Origin of the sequence: Enterobacter cloacae complex sp. 6730903, from assembly GCF_048283985.1 — a bacterium.
In the GTDB taxonomy this organism is placed as follows: Bacteria; Pseudomonadota; Gammaproteobacteria; order Enterobacterales; family Enterobacteriaceae; genus Enterobacter; species Enterobacter hormaechei_C.
Window position 1 is genome coordinate 37,194 of sequence record NZ_JBLVXX010000006.1, and the last position, 15,620, is coordinate 52,813.

General features: G+C 53.4%; 18 protein-coding genes. 6 read left to right on the plus strand and 12 right to left on the minus strand.

Features of this window, described 5'->3' with window-relative positions; genetic code table 11:
* Positions 1-39: 39 nt before the first annotated feature.
* Positions 40-681, plus strand: coding sequence for an orotate phosphoribosyltransferase (pyrE, locus tag ACNQ0W_RS04505; protein ID WP_039269348.1), 642 nt, complete (start codon positions 40-42; stop codon positions 679-681).
* Between the two features lie 82 nt (positions 682-763).
* Here pyrE and slmA read toward each other — a convergent pair whose 3' ends face one another.
* From slmA to coaBC, 3 genes are all read right to left on the minus strand, one after another.
* Complete coding sequence (slmA, locus tag ACNQ0W_RS04510; RefSeq protein WP_003860901.1) at positions 764-1,360, minus strand: nucleoid occlusion factor SlmA; 597 nt, start codon at positions 1,358-1,360, stop codon at positions 764-766.
* A 121-nt stretch (positions 1,361-1,481) separates the two neighbouring features.
* Positions 1,482-1,940, minus strand: coding sequence for a dUTP diphosphatase (dut, locus tag ACNQ0W_RS04515; protein ID WP_015570042.1), 459 nt, complete (start codon positions 1,938-1,940; stop codon positions 1,482-1,484).
* Positions 1,918-3,129 carry a bifunctional phosphopantothenoylcysteine decarboxylase/phosphopantothenate--cysteine ligase CoaBC gene (coaBC, locus tag ACNQ0W_RS04520; RefSeq protein WP_169802592.1) on the minus strand — a complete coding sequence of 404 codons (1,212 nt, stop codon included), beginning with the start codon at positions 3,127-3,129 and terminating at the stop codon, positions 1,918-1,920. Before coaBC ends, dut begins: the two co-directional genes overlap by 23 nt.
* Positions 3,130-3,302: 173 nt before the next feature.
* Between coaBC and radC the strand changes: the two genes are divergently transcribed.
* From radC to mutM, 4 genes are all read left to right on the plus strand, one after another.
* Positions 3,303-3,968, plus strand: coding sequence for a RadC family protein (gene radC, locus ACNQ0W_RS04525; protein ID WP_006812419.1), 666 nt, complete (start codon positions 3,303-3,305; stop codon positions 3,966-3,968).
* A gap of 217 nt (positions 3,969-4,185) precedes the next feature.
* Positions 4,186-4,422, plus strand: coding sequence for a 50S ribosomal protein L28 (gene rpmB, locus ACNQ0W_RS04530; RefSeq protein ID WP_002436699.1), 237 nt, complete (start codon positions 4,186-4,188; stop codon positions 4,420-4,422).
* Between the two features lie 22 nt (positions 4,423-4,444).
* Complete coding sequence (rpmG, locus tag ACNQ0W_RS04535; RefSeq protein WP_003024094.1) at positions 4,445-4,612, plus strand: 50S ribosomal protein L33; 168 nt, start codon at positions 4,445-4,447, stop codon at positions 4,610-4,612.
* Between the two features lie 72 nt (positions 4,613-4,684).
* A complete protein-coding gene (mutM, locus tag ACNQ0W_RS04540; RefSeq protein ID WP_003860879.1) occupies positions 4,685-5,494 on the plus strand; it encodes a bifunctional DNA-formamidopyrimidine glycosylase/DNA-(apurinic or apyrimidinic site) lyase in 810 nt (269 codons plus the stop codon).
* A gap of 2 nt (positions 5,495-5,496) precedes the next feature.
* Here mutM and coaD read toward each other — a convergent pair whose 3' ends face one another.
* From coaD to rfaQ, 7 genes are all read right to left on the minus strand, one after another.
* Positions 5,497-5,976 (minus strand): pantetheine-phosphate adenylyltransferase, encoded by a 480-nt coding sequence (gene coaD, locus ACNQ0W_RS04545; RefSeq protein WP_015570040.1) that lies wholly within the window; start codon positions 5,974-5,976, stop codon positions 5,497-5,499.
* 3 nt (positions 5,977-5,979) lie between these two features.
* Positions 5,980-6,750: a glycosyltransferase family 2 protein gene (locus ACNQ0W_RS04550; RefSeq protein WP_062933121.1), complete on the minus strand. Its 771-nt coding sequence runs from the start codon at positions 6,748-6,750 to the stop codon at positions 5,980-5,982.
* Positions 6,750-8,024, minus strand: coding sequence for a lipid IV(A) 3-deoxy-D-manno-octulosonic acid transferase (waaA, locus tag ACNQ0W_RS04555; protein ID WP_003860874.1), 1,275 nt, complete (start codon positions 8,022-8,024; stop codon positions 6,750-6,752). The genes ACNQ0W_RS04550 and waaA overlap by 1 nt, the downstream gene beginning before the upstream one ends.
* A gap of 66 nt (positions 8,025-8,090) precedes the next feature.
* Positions 8,091-9,080, minus strand: coding sequence for a glycosyltransferase (locus ACNQ0W_RS04560; RefSeq protein WP_047733240.1), 990 nt, complete (start codon positions 9,078-9,080; stop codon positions 8,091-8,093).
* Positions 9,081-9,091: 11 nt separating this feature from the next.
* On the minus strand, positions 9,092-10,192 hold the full coding sequence (locus tag ACNQ0W_RS04565; RefSeq protein ID WP_062933122.1) for a glycosyltransferase: 1,101 nt from the start codon (positions 10,190-10,192) through the stop codon (positions 9,092-9,094).
* A 2-nt stretch (positions 10,193-10,194) separates the two neighbouring features.
* The gene (locus tag ACNQ0W_RS04570) at positions 10,195-11,322 is read right to left on the minus strand and encodes a glycosyltransferase family 4 protein (RefSeq protein ID WP_062933123.1); all 1,128 of its coding nucleotides are present in this window, start codon (positions 11,320-11,322) and stop codon (positions 10,195-10,197) included.
* Positions 11,319-12,389 carry a putative lipopolysaccharide heptosyltransferase III gene (gene rfaQ, locus ACNQ0W_RS04575; protein WP_074135700.1) on the minus strand — a complete coding sequence of 357 codons (1,071 nt, stop codon included), beginning with the start codon at positions 12,387-12,389 and terminating at the stop codon, positions 11,319-11,321. Before rfaQ ends, ACNQ0W_RS04570 begins: the two co-directional genes overlap by 4 nt.
* A gap of 150 nt (positions 12,390-12,539) precedes the next feature.
* Between rfaQ and ACNQ0W_RS04580 the strand changes: the two genes are divergently transcribed.
* Complete coding sequence (locus ACNQ0W_RS04580; RefSeq protein ID WP_062933124.1) at positions 12,540-13,493, plus strand: polysaccharide deacetylase family protein; 954 nt, start codon at positions 12,540-12,542, stop codon at positions 13,491-13,493.
* A 26-nt stretch (positions 13,494-13,519) separates the two neighbouring features.
* Here ACNQ0W_RS04580 and ACNQ0W_RS04585 read toward each other — a convergent pair whose 3' ends face one another.
* Both ACNQ0W_RS04585 and ACNQ0W_RS04590 read right to left on the minus strand, forming a co-directional pair.
* Positions 13,520-14,731 (minus strand): O-antigen ligase family protein, encoded by a 1,212-nt coding sequence (locus tag ACNQ0W_RS04585; protein ID WP_062933125.1) that lies wholly within the window; start codon positions 14,729-14,731, stop codon positions 13,520-13,522.
* Positions 14,719-15,618: a glycosyltransferase family 2 protein gene (locus ACNQ0W_RS04590; RefSeq protein ID WP_062933126.1), complete on the minus strand. Its 900-nt coding sequence runs from the start codon at positions 15,616-15,618 to the stop codon at positions 14,719-14,721. The genes ACNQ0W_RS04585 and ACNQ0W_RS04590 overlap by 13 nt, the downstream gene beginning before the upstream one ends.
* Between the last annotated feature and the right edge of the window lie 2 nt (positions 15,619-15,620).

The window sequence follows — 15,620 nt, forward strand, 5'->3', positions numbered from 1 at the left end:
TTTTTGCCTGTAAGACTGAAAAGACAAAGGAGCAAATCCATGAAATCGTATCAGCGCCAGTTTATTGAGTTTGCGCTTAACAAGCAGGTACTTAAGTTTGGCGAGTTTACGCTGAAATCCGGGCGTAAAAGCCCGTATTTCTTCAACGCCGGGCTGTTTAATACCGGGCGCGACCTGGCACTGTTAGGCCGCTTCTATGCCGAAGCGCTGGTGGATTCCGGGATTGATTTCGACCTGCTGTTTGGCCCCGCGTACAAAGGCATTCCAATTGCAACCACCACGGCGGTGGCGCTGGCGGAGCACCATGACCGCGACGTACCGTACTGCTTTAACCGTAAAGAGGCCAAAACCCACGGTGAAGGCGGTAATCTAGTAGGCAGTGCGTTGCAGGGGCGTGTGATGCTGGTGGATGACGTGATCACCGCAGGTACCGCGATCCGTGAATCGATGGAGATTATCCAGGCTAACGGCGCAACGCTTGCGGGTGTGCTGATTTCACTCGATCGTCAGGAGCGCGGGCGCGGCGACATTTCTGCTATTCAGGAAGTGGAGCGCGATTATGGCTGCAAGGTCACGTCGATTATCACGCTGAAAGAGCTGATTGCGTATCTGGAAGAGAAGCCTGAGATGGCGGATCATCTGGCAGCGGTAAAAGCGTATCGCGAAGAGTTTGGCGTTTAATTCAATTGCCTGGTGGCGCTACGCTTACCGGGCCTACCCGTTCGTAGGCCGGATAAGGCGAAGCCGCCATCCGGCGATGGCGTTACTGTAACTGAGCAGCCACTAACGGCCAGCGGGCGTCAAAATCGTCCGTTGGTCGATATTTAAACTCGCTGCGCACAAACCGGGAGAGCATCCCTTCGCAAAATGCCAGGATCTGGCTTGCCAGCAGGGTCTCATCCGTATTATATCCCTCGCCTTCCCGCATTTTCTTCTCGCGCAGAACCTGACGCAGCTGGGCTTCGATACGCTCAAAAAGCTGGTTTATACGGCCTTGCAGACGATCCTGTTCAAACATCAGCGCGTGGCCGGTCAGAATACGGGTCAGACCCGGGTTACGTTCACCAAAGCCCAGAATCAGCAGCACAATCAGACGCAGACGCGTGCTGGTGTCTTTTTCATCCTTCAGAATCAGGTTGATGCGCGTGATCAGGCTGTCTTCGATAAACTCGATCAGGCTGTCAAACATCCGGGTTTTGCTCGGGAAATGACGATACAGCGCCGCCTCTGACACGCCCACAGAGGCCGCCAGCTTTGCGGTGGTGATGCGTTGACTGCCGTCGCTGGATTCAAGCATCAGAGCCAGAGATTGAAGTATTTCTTCGCGACGATTCCTTTTCGCGGTTTGTTTTTCTGCCATGTTACAAAATACCCCTGAAAATAAGCACTTGTCAGGCTGGCAACCACACAGCGACCCGCAAACTGACGTTTGCGGTTTGTTATTGCATTATGGCGCTGTGAGATGCGTGTTTGTCGGGCAGTTATTTGCGCCCGGAATGGCCGAAGCCGCCTTCGCCACGGTCGGTAGCATCGAAGTCTGCCACCAGGTTAAATTCTGCCTGCACCACCGGTACAAACACCATCTGCGCGATACGCTCGCCCGGCTCAATGGTGAAGCTGTCCTGGCCACGGTTCCAGACGGATACCATCAGCTGACCCTGATAGTCAGAGTCGATCAGGCCGACCAGGTTACCCAGCACGACGCCATGCTTATGGCCCAGGCCAGAGCGCGGCAGGATCACCGCTGCCAGTGACGGGTCAGCAATGTGAATCGCCAGCCCGGTCGGGATCAGGGTCGTTGCACCCGGCGCCAGTTCTACGGCGTCATCGAGACAGGCGCGCAGGTCAAGACCGGCAGAGCCGGAGGTGGCATACGTTGGCAGCGGAAATTGCTCGCCAACGCGCGGGTCCAGAATCTTAACGTCGATTTTTTTCATCATAACGGGTAACGATCTCGTCCAGTAATTGTTGGCCCAGGAGTTCTTTGCGCTCAAGCGGTAAGACTTTATCTCCATCCTGCCAGAAAAGGTGCAATGCGTTGCTGTCGCTGTTAAATCCTTGCGTGGACAGCGATACGTCGTTCGCGCAAATCAAATCGAGGTTTTTGCGGGTACGTTTTTGCCGGGCATATTCTTCCACATTATTCGTTTCTGCGGCAAACCCAACAACGTAAGGACGATGAGTTTTCAATGCGGCGACACCGGCAACGATATCCGGGTTCTTCACCATTTTTATTGTTAATTCATCACCTTGCTTTTTAATTTTGGCGTCGGCAATGGTTTCGGCGCGGTAATCAGCGACGGCCGCACAGCCGATAAAAATATGCTGCTGTTGAGCATGTGCCTGTACGGCGGCTTCCATTTCCAGCGCGGTCGTTACATCAATACGCTGCACGAACGCAGGGGTGGCAAGCGACACCGGGCCGCTCACCAGCGTGACGTTCGCGCCGCGTTTGGCTGCCGCGGCAGCAATCGCAAAGCCCATTTTGCCGGAGCTGTGGTTGGTGATGTAACGCACCGGATCCAGCGGCTCGCGCGTGGGACCCGCGGTAATCATGATGTTGAGATGTTGCAGATCGTTGACAGGCGAGAAATGGGCGGCGGCCATATCAACAATCGTCAATGGGTCGAGCATACGCCCTGGCCCAACGTCGCCGCAGGCCTGGCTGCCGCTGTCCGGTCCCCAAATCAGCAGGCCGCGCGAGGCCAGCGTGTCCAGATTATGCTGGGTAGCGGCGTTGCGGTACATCTGCTGGTTCATTGCGGGCACAACCGCGACGGGCGCAGGCGTGGCGAGGCAAATGGTCGTTACCAGATCGTTCGCCATACCGGCTGCCACGCGGGCAATTAAATCTGCCGTGGCGGGGGCAAGGATAACCAGATCGGCCCATTTCCCCAGTTCAATGTGGCCCATTGCGGCTTCGGCTGCCGGGTCGAGCAGGCTGTCGGATACCGGGTATCCCGAGACGGCTTGCAGGCTCAGCGGGGTGATAAAGGCTTTGCCGCCTTCGGTGATCGCGACCCGTACGTCGGCCCCGCGCTCGCGCAAACGGCGCACCAGGTCTGGCGTTTTATAGGCAGCAATACCGCCGCTGACGCCAAGAACGATTTTTTTACCGGCCAGGCTCATCATGATTCTTTCCTGTTGGGTTTCACCAGAGAGCGGGCATTTTATCACAATCCCTAAAACGGGGTGATGATGTCCTTAATTCACTTTGCGAGGCGTTACGCAAGAACGAAACGTCAGCGTCGAGCCCCGAATTTGCCTGTGGCAGCATAATGGCAAACAGAAGGAGGCCGGGCATGGAAGAGACTGAACTGCTGCTACCGCGTGAAAAAATGCTGCGTCATGGCGTCACGTTGTTAAAGGACGACGAGCTGCTGGCGCTCTTTTTACGCACAGGCACGCCGGGGAAAACGGTATTTACGCTGGCGAAAGAGCTGATAGACCATTTCGGTTCACTGTATGGATTGCTGACCGCTGAGCTGGAGGCGTTTACGCACGTTGAGGGCATTGGCGTGGCGAAATATGCCCAGTTACGGGGCATTGCCGAGCTAGCCCGGCGATTTTACAACGTGCGTATGGAGGAGGAAGACCCGATCCTCACCCCCGACATGACTCGCGAATTTCTGCAAAGCCAGCTCTCCGATCTGGAGCGGGAGATCTTTATGGTGATCTTTCTCGACAACAAAAACCGGGTACTGAAACATACCCGCCTTTTTTCGGGAACATTGAGCCACGTTGAGGTGCATCCGCGTGAAATTGTGCGGGAAGCGATAAAAGTGAATGCAGCCGGCGTGATCCTCGCGCATAATCACCCCTCTGGCTGTGCAGAACCAAGCAGAGCTGACAAAGCAATTACCGAACGTATTATCAAATGCTGTCAATTCATGGACATTCGTGTGCTGGACCATCTGATAATTGGCCGCGGAGAGTACATTTCTTTTGCCGAACGTGGCTGGATTTAGGCCTTTTCTCGCGATCCATCGGGATCTTTGTCTGTTCGGGACTTGAGCACACCGCCGAGTCAGCGTATACTACGCCACCTTTGAGAATCTCGGGTTTGGCATTTGGGCCTGGCAATCGAGAGTTCAATAGAACTATGCGATGACCGGGCTGTAAAGCCTGACGAGGCGCCGATACCCCATACGAAGCTCGAGCTAATTTGATTTTTGGAGAATAGACATGTCCCGAGTCTGCCAAGTTACTGGCAAGCGTCCGGTGACCGGTAACAACCGTTCCCACGCACTGAACGCGACTAAACGCCGTTTCCTGCCGAACCTGCACTCTCACCGTTTCTGGGTTGAGAGCGAGAAGCGTTTTGTCACCCTGCGCGTATCTGCTAAAGGTATGCGTGTAATCGATAAGAAAGGCATCGATACAGTTCTGTCCGAACTGCGTGCCCGTGGCGAAAAGTACTAAGTACTTAAAGAGGAAATAAATCATGGCTAAAGGTATTCGCGAGAAAATCAAGCTGGTTTCTTCTGCTGGTACAGGTCACTTCTACACCACCACGAAGAACAAACGTACTAAGCCGGAAAAACTGGAACTGAAAAAATTCGATCCAGTTGTACGCCAGCACGTACTGTACAAAGAAGCTAAAATCAAATAATTTTAGTCTCCTTGTATTGAAAAACCCCGCAACTGCGGGGTTTTTTGCATTCTGCATCTCAACGGAGGAACCATGCCTGAATTACCTGAGGTAGAGACCAGCCGCCGCGGCATTGAGCCCCATCTGGTTGGCGCGACTATTCTTCATGCTGTCGTTCGCAACGGGCGTCTGCGCTGGCCGGTGTCCGATGAGATCCACGCGTTAAGCGACAAACCTGTCCTGAGCGTACAGCGCCGCGCGAAATACCTGCTGCTGGAGCTACCTGACGGCTGGATCATTATCCATCTGGGCATGTCGGGAAGCCTGCGCATCCTCACCGAAGAGTTGCCTGCGGAAAAGCACGACCACGTTGATCTGGTGATGAGTAACGGCAAAGTGCTGCGTTACACCGACCCGCGTCGCTTTGGCGCATGGCTGTGGACCAAAGAGCTGGAAGGACACAACGTGCTGGCGCATCTCGGACCTGAGCCGCTGTCAGAGGCGTTTAACGCGGATTATCTCAAAGAGAAGTGCGCGAAAAAGAAAACCCCGATTAAACCCTGGCTGATGGATAACAAGCTGGTGGTGGGGGTGGGGAATATCTATGCCAGCGAATCGTTGTTTGCCGCCGGGATCCATCCCGATCGGCTGGCCTCCTCGCTGTCGGCGCAGGAGTGCGAGCTGCTGGTCAGAGTAATTAAAGCGGTACTGCTGCGCTCAATTGAGCAGGGCGGGACGACGCTGAAGGATTTCCTGCAAAGCGACGGGAAGCCGGGCTATTTTGCGCAGGAGTTGCAGGTTTATGGCCGTAAGGGTGAGCCGTGCAGAGCCTGCGGGACGCCGATTATTGCCACGAAGCACGCTCAGCGCGCCACGTTTTACTGCCGTCAGTGCCAGAAGTAGGGTTACTTTAGCTTTTCCATCAACGCCTGGTGGACGTTAACCGGCAGAAAGTGGGTAACGTCCCCGTGATGGCGCGCCACCTCTTTCACCAGCGAAGAAGAGATGAAGGACCACTCTTTGGAGGGCATCAGGAATACGCTCTCCAGCTCCGGCATAAGATGGCGGTTCATGTGTGCCAGCTGCATTTCATATTCGAAGTCTGCTACCGCGCGAAGACCGCGGATCAGGATATTGGCCTGCCGGTCACGGGCAAAGTTTGCCATCAAGTCGCTGAATCCGACGACCTCAACATTCGACAGATGCGAAATCGCATCGGTGGCAAGCTGCACGCGTTCGTTCAGGTCGAACATCGGCTTTTTGCTCGGGCTGGCGGCAATGGCCAGAATCACCTTGTCGAACATACAGGCCGCACGGGTGATGATATCAAGATGACCGTTAGTGATCGGATCGAAGGTACCCGGATAAATCGCTTTTGTGCTCATGGCTCACGTTTTCTCTGAGTAGCCGCGGTTCAGCGCCCACAGCTCGGTGTATTTGTTGAAAGTATACTGGGCATTCACTACGGCCAGTAACCAGCCCTGTTTGCCGTCCAGCACGCCGCCACGCAGCAGCAGCGTTTTCAGAAACGCGCCCAGCGTGTGGGTGAAGATGCCGGTCAGCGTGGCCTTCTTGCCGCGCGCATGCCGCTCCTGCGCCCAGGCGGTGGCATAGTTCAGCTGTTTGCGCTGGAAGCTGGCGAAATCGCGGCAGGTCAGATGAAGCAGATCGCCCGTCAGGGGGATGATCTGAGCGCCATCGCAGGCCAGAGATTCATGGACCAGGTTATCGTTGTACTGATAACGCTCGCGCACATAGAGGCGCATCACGCGGTCGGGGTACCAGCCGCTGTGGCGCATAAAGCGGCCCAGGAAATAGTTACGACGCGCGATACTGTAGACCGCGCCAGGCTGTGGCGCGGCAAGCACCGTTTGAATGGCCTGTCGGAGTTCCGGGGTGACGCGCTCATCGGTGTCGATCATCAACACGTAATCGCCCGTGGCGTAACCCTGCGCACGCTGACGCTGAATACCGTAGCCCTGCCAGTCGGTGTCGGTAAAGACTTTTGCCCCGGCTGCACGGGCAACGTCCGCCGTATTGTCCGTACTTCCGGAGTCGAGAATGACGATTTCGTCAGCCCAGGCAACAGAGGCCAGGCAATCCGGAAGCAGGTCGGCGGCGTTTTTGGCGATCATCACGACCGACAGACGCGTTGACATTAGTGGCTCCGCTGCGGCAGGTAAGGTTGCAGAAGTTGCAGCAGACGGGTCAGCGCCCCCTGGTTCTGATGCAGGACTTCAACGGCGTGACGACCGTACCACAGGCGGTAATCTTCGTCAGTCAGAAGGGTAGAGACCTCTTTGACCACCGAATCCGCGTCGGTCACGGTGATTAAGCCATCGGCTTGCTGCAATTTCGCGCAGATATCTTTGAAGTTAAACGTGTGTGGCCCCATCAGCACGGGAATGGCGTGGGCTGCCGGCTCCAGCGGGTTATGACCACCGCGCTCCACCAGGCTTCCGCCAACGAAAGCAAGATCGGCGATCCCGTACAGCAGCATCAGTTCGCCCATCGTATCGCCAATCACCACCTGCGTGCTGCCAGAGGGAATTTCGCCGCTGCTGCGCAGGGTGAAGCTGAAACCGCCTTTTTGCACCATCTCGCGGGCATCTTTAAAACGCTCAGGATGGCGAGGAACCAGAATCAGCAGTAAATCAGGGAATTTTTCCAGCAGCTGACGGTGAGCCTGAAGAATAATGGCTTCTTCGCCGTCATGGGTGCTGGTGGCAATCCAGACCTGGCGACGCGGCGCCCACTGACGACGCAGTGTTACCGCACGGGCGGCGAGTTCAGGGGTGACGGAAATATCGAACTTCAGGCTACCCGTGACCGCAAGCTGGTTGCGCTTCAGGCCGAGGGCGATAAAGCGCGCGGCATCTTCTTCGTTCTGCGCGGCGATCAGCGTGATTTTGCTGAGCAGGCGACGCATAAATTTACCCAGCTTGCCGTACCCTTTCGCCGAGCGTTCCGACAGACGCGCGTTGGCGATAACCAAAGGAATTTTACGGGCATGCAGGGCGGAAATCATATTCGGCCAGAGCTCGGTTTCCATGACGATCACCAGTTTAGGGCGCACGGTATTCAGGAAACGGTTCATGGCGCAGGGGAGATCGTACGGCAGGTAGACGTGATGCACGTCTTTACCGAAGGCAGACATCACGCGCTCTGAGCCGGTTGGCGTCATCGTGGTGACGGTGATGGGCAGTGACGGATAACGGTGGCGCAAGGCACGCACCAGTGGAATGGCGGCCAGCGTTTCCCCGACTGACACGGAATGCAGCAGAATACCGTCCGGCGCCACTTTATTGCGGCAGTAGCCATAACGTTCGGCCCAGCGTTTACGGTACGCAGGCGCTTTACGGCTACGAAGCAACAGTCGCAGCCACACCAGTGGCTGAATGATGTAGAGCAGGGCGGTATACAACAATTCCAAGCGATTATCCGTTTTTTTAGTTTCGGCCGGGAAATTCTAAGCATTTAAGCGTGCTAAAGCTATCTCTTATGCCAGATACCGTTTTAAACGGAAGTAGCGTCGGCCCAGGCGCCAGCGCAAACGCGGGCTTTTGGCACTTTTCCAGATGAGCTTCCAGATCCCGGTGTCGAAGAACTCTTTGATTATCATTGATTTCTTCGCCTCATCCTTCATGTTGTCGAAGGTATGAATAATTCCCAGACCCTCTTTAGCGATTTGCCAGTAACAGGCCGGGATATTTTTCACTTTATCCGGGTAGCGCTGGTTAATGGCATCAAGCATCTTCAGGATCTTCATGTAATGGCGCGCAGAGCGAATCAGCGTGTCGTCATTATCCGGGGTGTGCGATACCGAGGCGGAGTGAATGTAGTAGTCGTAAAAGCGTTCGCTGGTGTACTGAACGCGTTCCGCGGCAAGCAGCACCTCAGTCGTCCACGGGATATCCTGATGGCGCAGGCCTGGCTCGAAACGGAAGCCGTGCTGACGAATAAAATCGTGACGATAGATATTCAGCCAGGTCACATGCAGGAACTTACGTGAATCCAGCGCCTTTTTTAACCATGCCGCGCCATTCATGACGCCCGTTGAGGCGAGCTTATCTTCAGGGAAGATAGGGCGAGACGGTTTTTTGTTATTTTCCCAGACGTAGTTGCCATTGCAGGTGGCGACATCCAGATTCTGCGTGACGGCCATATCCAGCAGACGCTGGTACATGCCGGGTTTGAAGACATCATCAATATCCGGGAAAGAGAGATACTGCCCGGTCGCAACGGCCAGGCCAGTATTACGCGCGATGGACACGCCCTGATTAGGTTGTTCAATAACCTGCATCTGTGGCAGCTTTTCGCGCCATTTTTCGACAATCTGCATCGAGCGGTCAGTGGAGCCGTCATTCACGATGATGACTTCCACACTGTCGATGTGTTGATTTACAAGGCAGGTAAAGAACTGATCGAGAAAAGCTTCACCGTTATAAACGGCAACCACCACGCTTAATAAAGGCGCTGAATTTTGCATATGAAACCTGATTATTTTTGGTTGTCGACCAAAGCAATGTATTGCTGGCAAATGGCGTTGATACCGAACGAGGCGATCGTTTCGCGATCAACAACCGGCGGAGAGGCATACAGTTCTGCCAGTGTTTTCGCCAGTGATTCGTCGGTTAACGCGGTCAGACCACGCGCCAGGGGGCCAGTAAGGATCTCAGCAGGGCCGCCAGGGCAGTTTGTACTCACCGGTGGGGTCTGACAGATAATGGACTCTACCAGTACGTTACCAAAACCTTCGCAGTCGGAACTTAACACTAAAAGGCGTGCCCCTTTGATCCACGGGTAGGGGTTAGTTTCGAACGGGCGGAAGACGATCTTGTTTTCAATTCCCAGCTTAGCGGCAAGCTGTTTGAGCTGGTTTATTTTCGCGTCAGAACCTTTACCCATCAACACCAGCGATGCGTCGATCTTGCTCAGCGCGAACGCCCGCAGCAGCCGGTCGTGACGTTTGTGTTCATGAAAACGGCCAACGTGGATAATGTAATCCTGCCCCTGCATCTCAAAGGGCGCTTCCGCCAGACGCTGAATTTCAGGGATATCAAAGGGGTTATGGATAACCGCTTTGCGCCGCAGGGGGATCGCGAGTACCTCAGACAGATCGTGCAGCACGGCGCCGGATACCGCCACCACGTTGCGGTTTTCATAGGTATGACGAATTTTATAATGCTTAAACCAGCGAGAAAGCCCGCTGCGATGGCGCAAATAGGAAAAGGAGAACATCCCGTGTATGCAGAACCAGACCTTATCCCGATCCAGCACGCGGCTGTGCGCTACGATACGGTCGGTTTTATGCAGATGCGAGAACACGACGTCAAATTTACCGCTGCGTTCTGCCTGCTCGATGGCGCGATCCAGCAAACGGGCGCGACGCGGGATCTCGGTCAGCTTCCGCCAGGGTTTTTTACAGGTATCCTGCACAACCTGAAAATCGATACCTTCCGGAATGGCGTAGTCGCACACCTTCCGTAAGGAGAAAAGGGTGACCTGATGCCCCAGTTCTGTCAGTCCGCTGGAGAGGGTGAGAACCGTTTTTTCGGCTCCTCCACCGGGTAAACCATCAATAATCATTAGGATGCGCATTATTAATCCAGTAATTTTTGATAAAGCGAAATAAGCTGACTTGATAGTTTTTCAGGGGTTGCTTCTCTGACGCGTTCACGCGCCGCAAGCCCCATATTGTTATTTTTTTCCAATGAAGGGATGGACATGACGGCCTCCTTCAATGTGTGGATATCAAGTGCATCACAGTAAAACCCGTTCTGGCCTTGCTCAATAAATTCTGAACCACCGCAACTCTCTGACGTAATGACGGGCAATCCACAGGCCATTGCTTCAAGTATGACGTTAGGGAAAGGATCATACAGCGTCGGCAGCAGTAAACCATCAGAAAGCTGATAAAATGGCAGCGTCTCTTTTTGCATCCCCAGGAAACGGATTTGCCCCTCACAGCCTAATGAGCGGGCGAGGTCGCGATAACGGCTTTCCGCTTTATCCTGACCGACCACAACCAGCCACGCCGAAGTTCCTGCTATAGCCCGAATAGCGCTTGCCAGCCCCTTGCGTTCAAACCCTGAACCCACGAAGCAGAAAATGACGGTATCAGCGGGTAAGCCAAATTGCTGACGCAGTACAGCACGCTGACGCTCTTCTGCCGGAACGAAGCGGCTGGAATCTATTGAATTATAAATCACATGTATCTTTTTTGCGTCAATATCAAAGTCTTCGACGATTTCGCGCTTGATCATCTCCGCATTACAGATAACGGCTTTCAACTCGGGCGCCTGGTACATTTCACGTTCTGCGTGCATCACGTAGCGGTGATAGCGATCGTGCATAAGCAGCTTCGCGCGCCAGGCGGGAAGAATACGCGTACGCTGTAGCAGCCAGCGTCGATGTACACCATCCCCGGCGCGGTAAATATCGCAGCCCGGAATACGTTCATGGCTCTGGACAATATCAAACTGCTGTTGCTGCCACAGCGCGCGCGCGGCGTGTGCAAAGCCGCGCTCACGGCTGATGCGGCCCCACTTTCGGGGATCGCAAATATGAATATGCCAGTCGTCCTGCTTTTCGCCCTGCCACTCACGGGTGATGACGTTGAGCTCAAGATTTTGATTGCTCAGCGCGGTAAGTGCCCTGGAGACAAAACGTTCTGCTCCGCCATCCGGACGATATTTTTGGCGCACAATGGCCAGACGATGAAGCTTCATTGCAGGTTTCTCCTTGCGGCGGAGACGACAGCATCAACGGGGATGGCGTCGAGATAACGTTCCGTCGTTTTTGTATCAATGGCGTCAGGGTTGGGAAGCGGGCCGTAGTCGCCTGCCCAGATGACCTCGCCGTTAACCTGCCATGGCGACCAGAACGTCAATTTTGACGGGCCAAACAGCGCCACGCAGGGCGTCTGAAGGGCGGCGGCCATGTGCATGGGTACGGAGTCAACGCCAATGAAAAGGATCGCGTGATCGATAAGCGAAGCCAGCTGGCGCAGGGTTAACTGCCCTGCCAGCGATACAACACCCGTCTGCGGGGAGGCGGCAAGAATACGGTCAATCATCGCCAGCTCTTTCTTATCCGGTCCCGCCGTAAGGACGATAGTGTGGCCGTCCTGCTGCAACGCGGCGATAGTTTGCGCCATTTTGCCTTCGTCCCAGCACTTAAAGAACCAGCGTGAAGTGGGTTGAATAACGATGTAGCGGTCTCCCACGCCATTTTGCGTCAGCTTTTGGTGAGCATGGCGCCAGTCATCCGCGCTATAAGCCATGGTCACGGTAGGGTTGGCCATTACCGGCAGCGCTGACAGTATGGAGAGATTTTGTTCAACGGTGTGCAGCGACTGATGGCTGGCGACCGAGACCAGTTCACTGTGACAAAAACGCCAGAAGGCATTATTGCGCTTGTTAAAGGCGAACCCGAGCCGAACCGGTGCGCCGGTGAAGCGGGTAACAATCGCGCTGCGCCATTGATCGGCAAGATTGATCACCAGATGATAATGCTGAGCGCGTAAAGCACGAAGCAACTGCCACTCTTTTTGCAGGTGCTTCAGCGTCCCCAGCTGCTTCCATTTACGATCGATACCATAGATCGTCCCGATTGCCGGATGCGCGGCGAGCATGTCTCGCGTCTCTTCATAGAGAAGCACGTCGATTTGGGCTTCAGGCCATTTCTGGCGTAATGAATTGATGACGGGGGTGGTGAGTAACATGTCACCATGATGGCGAAGTTTGATCAGTAAAATGCGCAAATCAGGCGTGTCAGGTAAGTTATTCATCATCATCTTATCGGCGTTGTACTATTGGCAATTCTAATAGACCTGGTAACGACTTGCACTCTTTCTCCATAATGTCAGGAATTTCCCTGGAAGGGTTTACTCCTGCTTTCGGGCGTGCGTAACATAGCGCTAACTATTTTGTCTTGCGGGCTCATTATGAAAAAACCAGCGTTTATCATCACGATCGATACCGAAGGGGATAATCTCTGGCAGAACCACCGGGTGATCAAAACGGAAAACGCGCGCTACCTGGCGCGGTTTCAGGCGCTTTGTGAACGCTTCGGCTTTAAGCCCGTCTGGCTGACCAACTACGAGATGGCCGTCGAACCGGTATTCATTGAGTTCGCGAAAGAGGTCATAGCCCGCGGTCAGGGTGAGGTGGGAATGCATCTCCATGCCTGGAACAGCCCTCCGGAGCACGATCTGACCGGTGATGACTGGCGCTGGCAGCCTTATCTGATTGAGTTTTCAGACGAGGTCATGCGTGAGAAAGTGCTCTTCATGACCCACTTACTGGAAGAGACTTTCCAGACAAAAATGCTCAGCCATCGCGCCGGGCGCTGGGCATTCGACAGCCGTTACGCCCAGTTGCTGATTGAGCTGGGGTATCAGGTTGATTGTTCCGTTACGCCGCGTGTGAACTGGCGCAACGCGAAAGGTGCCCCGCAGGGTAAGGGCGGAACGAATTACCAGCATTTTCCCGATCGTGCCTACTTTTTGGACGTAGACGACATTTCCCGGCCGGGAAACAGCCCTCTCCTCGAAGTGCCGATGAGCATCCAGTATAAACACCCGGCATGGCTGAATTCCCTGAAGCAGGGTTATGATCGTCTGCGCGGTAAATACCGTTCTCCGTCAGTTAACTGGTTACGCCCGTCCGGAGGAAATGCGGCGGAGATGATTAAGGTGGCGCAGCAGTGCCTGGCTCAGGGGAATGACTACGTGGAGTTCATGCTGCATTCGTCGGAATTTATGCCTGGCGGCAGCCCTACTTTTAAAGACGAGGCCGCGATTGAAGGGCTGTATCAGGATCTGGAGCAGCTCTTTACCTGGTTATCAGATAAGACCGTGGGGATGACGCTGGCGGAGTTTTACCAGTACAAAAAATAGTTATGCCCGCCAGGCGGGCATATTTGTTATTGCTGTTTTGTTTGTGAGAAAGGTGTACTTAGCGCAAACAAAATCATAAAGAAGATTAAGGCTTCTGAACTGAGCAGTATGACATCCGTCAGTCCATACAAAAGCAAAAGAAGCATCGACGTCAGCAGCAGCGCGTTTCTGTTTCGTAGGGCATACACAATCATCGAAACGAAGAAAAAGAGCATTACCGCCACGCCGGGGATCCCCTGCAAAGAGTATTTCTCAATAAATTCATTATGCAGGTGGACTTTGATGTATTCGAGTGCACTGCCAAGGTGAGGATGGCCGTCTTTTATATACTGCCGTGTCCACGTTTCACGGTCTTCAAGTGATTGCCCCAACGGATGTGCAAGACCATTCGCGATCCCGACAGTCCACATCGAAAAACGTGCGCCAAGTGACGTGCGGTCATAGCCTTTCTGATAATTCTCAAATTCAATTTGGGTTTGCGTTATTTTCGGGGAAATTAACGGCTTGTAGCTCACGATGACAATCCCGGCCACAATACATAAAAAGATGAGAGTGGATTTGAGATGAATCTTTCTGAAATGATACAGCGTGAGCACAACCGCCAGAAGCAGATATAAACCCATCGCAGCACGGGTCCCCGTCAACAGTATGACGAAGTAAGAAATTAATATAGTGAAGCCCGCAACAACATACAGCTTCACGTTCTGTTGAAGGTAAAGACTGTATACGAAAGCCAGTGACAGGACAGAATAAACGTAAGCTGAAACGGTGGCACGGTTAATTGCCATCTCAACGCGAGTCATACCTTGCGAGGCCTGCCACAAGCCATACCCTGTGGCGAGCACAAACCCCAAGGCCGTTGCGAAGAAGAACAATTTCCTGAAGGTGTCCTTATCGATATAAATCTTAAAGCGGTCAATATAGAAAATCAGGACACTCGCTAAAATTAACTTTTTGCTGGCACCGAGATAGTCGCTGTAAAGGTTGAGGCCCTCGTTATGATACTCATAGACTAAGTACCAGCCGAGGTTAAGTAACCCAATCAGCAGAATGGGCAGCGCTATAGTAAAAGGTCGCAGAGTGATTTTTTTATATTCGAAAGCCAGGCCAATAATACTGACGTAAATAGCAATATAGAAAAACTCTCTTTGCTTCCCTGAACTGACCAATGCCAGCATCAAAGAGATGAGGCTCAAAGCGATCGTCAGTTGATAGAGCCGTGGTTTTATTTTTTCCATAACGCCTCAATAACCCTTTTTTTGTAGCTAAAACGAACATCGGTGGACAGGAAAAAAGACAATGTATACATGGCCTTTACGCGTTGTTTCACGAGCTGCAATTGTTGGTCTGTAAGACAGGACCGATGGTTGCTGTAAATATCAAACCAGTGGCAATTGACGAGATGTTTGTAGCGTGACGGAAATGTTCTTTCCATCTGTAACGTGCATTCGACAAGCGTTGAAATTTTGCTGGCGTCCAGACTGCTCGACAAACTGTCGCGACGCTTGATGTAATAATAATGCCCCTGGCGTTGATAGGCTATTTTGCTCGATTGCATCAACATTCCCGGGAAGACAGCGAAATCCTCATAACATAACATCGGAGGAATAGGGTTACTCTCGTACAGGCTACGATGAATAAACTGGCCAATGAGATGTGCCTGAAAGTCTTTATGACGTAAGAAGCGAGCGACTGCTTCATGTTGTAACAATGGCACAGGATTAAATCCCTGCCAGTCTGAAGTCATTTTCCGGGGATCGCGAATCTCAAGCAAACGTGTCAGTAACATATCCGGACGTTGCGCTTTCAGGAAGGCTATTGCGTCCCTCAGGCTGCCCGGCTTTAAGCAATCGTCACTGTCGAGCATCGTAATATACTCACCCGATGCCAGTGCGACAGCGCTGTTTCTTACCCGGCCTACGTTACGAAAGTTCACGGTGCGCGTTATGATCTGAGGAAATTTCGGCGACCACTCATCAATTATTGCCTGCGTGGCATCCTCAGAACTGTCATTGAAAATAATGACTTCAGTATCCTGAACGGTTGCTGCCAGCAGGCTTGAAAGCGTGGCGTGCAGCGTAGCTTCAGCGTTATGCGCAGCAATAATGACGCTTAAAAAAGCCATAA

Excerpts from the sequence above, each read along its gene's own strand:
- rpmB (WP_002436699.1), top strand. The coding sequence starts at position 4,186 with ATGTCCCGAGTCTGCCAAGTTACTGGCAAGCGTCCGGTGACCGGTAAC.
- ACNQ0W_RS04590 (WP_062933126.1), bottom strand. The coding sequence starts at position 15,618 with ATGGCTTTTTTAAGCGTCATTATTGCTGCGCATAACGCTGAAGCTACG.
- pyrE (WP_039269348.1), top strand. The coding sequence starts at position 40 with ATGAAATCGTATCAGCGCCAGTTTATTGAGTTTGCGCTTAACAAGCAG.
- slmA (WP_003860901.1), bottom strand. The coding sequence starts at position 1,360 with ATGGCAGAAAAACAAACCGCGAAAAGGAATCGTCGCGAAGAAATACTT.
- ACNQ0W_RS04560 (WP_047733240.1), bottom strand. The coding sequence starts at position 9,080 with ATGCAAAATTCAGCGCCTTTATTAAGCGTGGTGGTTGCCGTTTATAAC.
- ACNQ0W_RS04585 (WP_062933125.1), bottom strand. The coding sequence starts at position 14,731 with ATGGAAAAAATAAAACCACGGCTCTATCAACTGACGATCGCTTTGAGC.
- rfaQ (WP_074135700.1), bottom strand. The coding sequence starts at position 12,389 with ATGATGATGAATAACTTACCTGACACGCCTGATTTGCGCATTTTACTG.
- rpmG (WP_003024094.1), top strand. The coding sequence starts at position 4,445 with ATGGCTAAAGGTATTCGCGAGAAAATCAAGCTGGTTTCTTCTGCTGGT.
- ACNQ0W_RS04550 (WP_062933121.1), bottom strand. The coding sequence starts at position 6,750 with ATGTCAACGCGTCTGTCGGTCGTGATGATCGCCAAAAACGCCGCCGAC.
- mutM (WP_003860879.1), top strand. The coding sequence starts at position 4,685 with ATGCCTGAATTACCTGAGGTAGAGACCAGCCGCCGCGGCATTGAGCCC.
- ACNQ0W_RS04580 (WP_062933124.1), top strand. The coding sequence starts at position 12,540 with ATGAAAAAACCAGCGTTTATCATCACGATCGATACCGAAGGGGATAAT.
- coaBC (WP_169802592.1), bottom strand. The coding sequence starts at position 3,129 with ATGAGCCTGGCCGGTAAAAAAATCGTTCTTGGCGTCAGCGGCGGTATT.
- ACNQ0W_RS04570 (WP_062933123.1), bottom strand. The coding sequence starts at position 11,322 with ATGAAGCTTCATCGTCTGGCCATTGTGCGCCAAAAATATCGTCCGGAT.
- dut (WP_015570042.1), bottom strand. The coding sequence starts at position 1,940 with ATGATGAAAAAAATCGACGTTAAGATTCTGGACCCGCGCGTTGGCGAG.
- ACNQ0W_RS04565 (WP_062933122.1), bottom strand. The coding sequence starts at position 10,192 with ATGCGCATCCTAATGATTATTGATGGTTTACCCGGTGGAGGAGCCGAA.
- coaD (WP_015570040.1), bottom strand. The coding sequence starts at position 5,976 with ATGAGCACAAAAGCGATTTATCCGGGTACCTTCGATCCGATCACTAAC.
- radC (WP_006812419.1), top strand. The coding sequence starts at position 3,303 with ATGGAAGAGACTGAACTGCTGCTACCGCGTGAAAAAATGCTGCGTCAT.